This is a genomic window from Achromobacter sp., assembly GCF_036567245.1.
GTDB lineage: Bacteria > Pseudomonadota > Gammaproteobacteria > Burkholderiales > Burkholderiaceae_B > Achromobacter.
In genome coordinates, this window is the sequence record NZ_DATCUY010000287.1 from 1 (window position 1) to 3,749 (window position 3,749).

The following is a 3,749-nucleotide window of genomic DNA, read 5'->3' on the forward strand; positions in this document are numbered from 1 at the left end:
CGCGCGCTGGCGAGGCGGGCCGTGCCCGCGTGCTCGAAAATTTCGATCTTGCGCGCATGGTGCAAGGCTACATCCGGGTATGGCGCCGCATCTCTGGAGCGCAAGCATGAGCGCCGCGCGCCGCTTGCTATTTGTCGTCAACAACCCGGCCTTCTTCATGTCGCATCGGGTGCCGGTGGCGTTGGCCGCGCAACAGGCGGGCTATGAGGTGCACGTCGCCACGATGGACGGGCCGGCGGTGGCTGATATCGAGGCGCTGGGCATGACGCACCACGCGATTCCGATGACGCGCAGCGGCAAGCATCCCCTGCAGGAGCTGGGCACGCTGCTGGCCTTGATCCGGTTGTTCCGGCGCCTGCGGCCGCAGATCGTGCATCTGGTCACGATCAAGCCCGTGCTCTATGGCGGCATCGCCGCGCGCCTGACGCGTGTGCCGGGCATGGTCGCGGCGATCTCTGGTCTGGGCTTCGTTTTCCTGTCCAATTCGCTGAAGATGAAGCTGGTGCGCGCCGTGGTGGCGCGCCTGTATCGACTGGCGCTGGGCCACCCCAACAGCCGCGTGATCTTCCAGAACGCCAGCGACCGAGATCTGCTCAAATCGCTGGGGGCTGTGCGCGATGCGCAGGTCGTGATGATCCGCGGCGCGGGCGTGGACCTGGACGAGTATCGGGCCCAGCCCGAACCGCCGGCGCCGCCGGTCGTGGTCACCATGGTGGCGCGGCTGCTGCGCGACAAGGGCGTGCAGGAATTCGTGCAGGCGGCCAGGCTGCTGCGCGAGCGCGGCCTGCCCGTCACGATGCAGTTGGTTGGCGGTGTGGACGCCGGCAATCCCGCCTCGGCGACTCAGGACGATGTGGAGGCCTGGCAGCGCGAGGGCTGCGTGAGCGCGCTGGGCGAACGTTTCGACGTGGCGGCGCTGTATGCAGCTTCGCATATTGCCGTGCTGCCTTCCTACCGCGAAGGCCTGCCCAAGTCGCTGATAGAGGCTGCAGCCTGCGCGCGGGCGGTCGTGACCACTGATGTGCCGGGCTGCCGCGATGCCATCGAGCCCGGCGAGACCGGGCTGCTGGTGCCGGTGCGCGACGCGCAGGCGCTGGCGGACGCCATCGCCCGTCTGGCTGAGGATCCGGCCTTGCGGCAGTCCATGGGAGCCGCGGGCAGGGCGCTGGCCGAGCGCGAGTTCAACATCGAGCGCGTTGCACGCGTCCACGTGGAAATCTACGACGCGCTCAGCGTCTGACGAGAATGGGGCCGGCGCCGCGAAGGCGCTGGTGGGTGGTCCTCAAGGACGGCGCGTGATCGCGTTGATCCAGTAGCGGGTGGAGGGATCCTGCTGGCTGGATTGCGGCGAATTCAGTTCGTGCATGATGCCCTTGGCCAGTGCCTTGCCGAATTCCACGCCCCATTGGTCGAAGGGATTGATGCCCCACACCACGCCCTGGGTGAACACTTTGTGCTCATACAGCGCCAGCAGCGCACCCAGCGTGTAGGCCTCCAGCCGCGGCAGCACGATGAGCGAGGACGGCCGTCCGCCCGGATGGACGCGGTGTTGCGCCAGCAGCCGCGCGCGATCCGGATCGCTCTCGATGGCGGAGGTTTCGGCCAGCGCTTCCTGGAAGGATTTGCCCCGCAGCAGGGCGGAACGCTGCGCCAGGCAATTGGCGATCAACAGTTCGTGGTGCCGCGCGTAGTCGTGGTCAGGTTGTTCGCACAGGATGAAGTCGACGGGAGCGCCTCTGCTGTCCTGGTGCAGCCATTGGAAGAAGGTGTGCTGGCAGTCGGTGCCCGACATGCCCCATACGGCCGGGCCGGTGGGCACGCCGGCCGGGCTGCCGTCGGCGGTGGCGACCTTGCCCAGCGATTCCATTTCCAGCTGCTGGGCCCAAGGCACGATGTGATACAGCCGCGAATCGTAGGGCGCGATCACCAGGGAGTCGTAGCCCAGTACGCTGCGGTTCACCACGCCGGCCAGCGCCAGCTGGACGGGGGCGTTTTCCTCGATGGGCGCGGTGCGGAAGTGCTCGTCCATGGCGGCCGCGCCTGCCAGCAGCTGGTCGAAGGCGTCGGTGCCCAGCGCCAGCGCGACCGGCAGGCTGATCGCGGACCAGAGCGAATAGCGCCCGCCCACCCAGTCCCAGATCTGGAAGATGTGATCGGGCAGGATGCCCAGATTCAAGGCCGCCTCGACGTTGGCGGTGACCGCCACGACCTGCTTGATGGGATCCGCCACGCCGGCATCGCGCAGCCAATTCATGGCGACCTCGGCATTGGCCAGCGGTTCGGTCGTGGTGAACGACTTGGAGGCGACGATGACCAGGGTGTCGTGCGGATCAAGCCGGCTCATCGCGTCCGCAACCGAATGCGAATCCACGTTGGACGCGAAACGTACTTCGCGCCGGGCGCCGCCGTGGCGCAGGGCGCGCGTGATCAGCCGCGGGCCCCAGTCGCTGCCGCCTATGCCCAAGTGCAACACGCTGCCATAGCGCCCGCCCGCGTCGGCCTGGCGCACGAATTCGCGCATGCGCTCGCGCTCGGTCAGTACGGCCTTGGCTACCCTGGCGGGTGGTTGGGCGGCGCGTAGGGCCGTGTGCCAGGCGGGGCGATCCTCAGTCCAGTTGGCGTTGCCGCCGTCGAACAGGCAAGTCCTGGCCGCATCGAAGCCTTGTTGCGTCAGCAACGCGGCCTCGGCTTTTTGCAGATCCGCCGAATACGCCTGTGCGCTCAAGTCCAGGCGCAGCCCGGGAGCATTGATGAGGCGTAGCTGCTCGCCGGTCCGCGGCGCAGCGCGCGTGGCCGTGATGAACTGTTGCCAGGCTGGGCTGTTCGATAAGGACATAGGCGGTCTAGAAAGGCAGGTTGGCTTGCGGCGCGAGCTTGCTCAGTTCACGCCGGAAGTCGGCTTGTATGCGCTCCAGCGCGGCCGGCGTCTGGGCTTCGAAGCGCAGCACAACGACTGGGGTGGTGTTCGAGGGGCGCGCCAGGCCGAAGCCGTCCGGATACTCCGCGCGCACGCCGTCGATAGTGATCACGCGGTCCGCGCCGGGAAATTGGCCCTGGTCCTGCAAGGCCTGGACCAGGGTGAAGGGTTGGCCTTCCTCCATTTCCAGCTTCAGTTCGGGCGTGGATACGTCTTGCGGCAGGGCTTCCAACGCGGCGCAAGGGTCGGCGTAACGCGACACGATTTCCAGCAGGCGGGCGCCGGTGTAGAGGCCGTCGTCGAAGCCGTACCAGCGTTCCTTGAAGAAGATGTGGCCGCTCATCTCGCCGGCCAGCGGGGCGCCGGTCTCGGCCAGCTTGGCCTTTACCAGCGAATGGCCCGTCTTCCACATCATCGGCACGCCGCCTGCGGCTGCGACGGACAGGCCGACATGGCGGCTGCACTTCACGTCATAGATGATGGTGGCGCCTGGGTTGCGGTCCAGCACGTCGCGGGCGAACAGCACCAGTTGGCGGTCCGGCCAGATGATCTGGCCCGATTTCGTCACCACGCCCAGGCGGTCGCCGTCGCCGTCGAACGCCAGGCCCAACTCGCAGTCGGTCTCGGCCACGCACTTGATCAGGTCCTGCAGGTTCTTGGGTTCGGCGGGATCGGGGTGGTGATTGGGGAAGGTGCCGTCCACTTCGCAGAACAGTTCGGTGACTTCGCAGCCCAGGGCACGGAACAGGGCCGGCGCGACGGCGCCGGCCACGCCGTTGCCGCAATCGATGGCGATCTTCATGGGGCGCGCCAGCTTGACGCCCGATGCCAC

Annotated in this window: 3 protein-coding genes; 1 reads left to right on the forward strand and 2 read right to left on the reverse strand. The window is 67.6% G+C overall.

Annotated elements, in window-relative coordinates; translation table 11 throughout:
* The first annotated feature begins 106 nt into the window (after window positions 1–106).
* Window positions 107–1,240: a glycosyltransferase family 4 protein gene (locus tag VIR09_RS12750; protein WP_332013197.1), complete on the forward strand. Its 1,134-nt coding sequence runs from the start codon at window positions 107–109 to the stop codon at window positions 1,238–1,240.
* 42 nt (window positions 1,241–1,282) lie between these two features.
* Here VIR09_RS12750 and pgi read toward each other — a convergent pair whose 3' ends face one another.
* Together pgi and VIR09_RS12760 are read right to left on the reverse strand one after the other, a co-directional pair.
* Window positions 1,283–2,836, reverse strand: a complete 1,554-nt coding sequence (gene pgi / locus VIR09_RS12755; protein WP_332013198.1) for a glucose-6-phosphate isomerase — start codon at window positions 2,834–2,836, stop codon at window positions 1,283–1,285.
* Window positions 2,837–2,843: 7 nt separating this feature from the next.
* On the reverse strand, window positions 2,844–3,749 hold a 906-nt coding region (locus VIR09_RS12760; RefSeq protein WP_332013199.1), incomplete at its 5' end, for a phosphomannomutase/phosphoglucomutase.

Coding starts and splice junctions, on each gene's coding strand:
- pgi (WP_332013198.1), bottom strand. CDS start 2,836: ATGTCCTTATCGAACAGCCCAGCCTGGCAACAGTTCATCACGGCCACG.
- VIR09_RS12750 (WP_332013197.1), top strand. CDS start 107: ATGAGCGCCGCGCGCCGCTTGCTATTTGTCGTCAACAACCCGGCCTTC.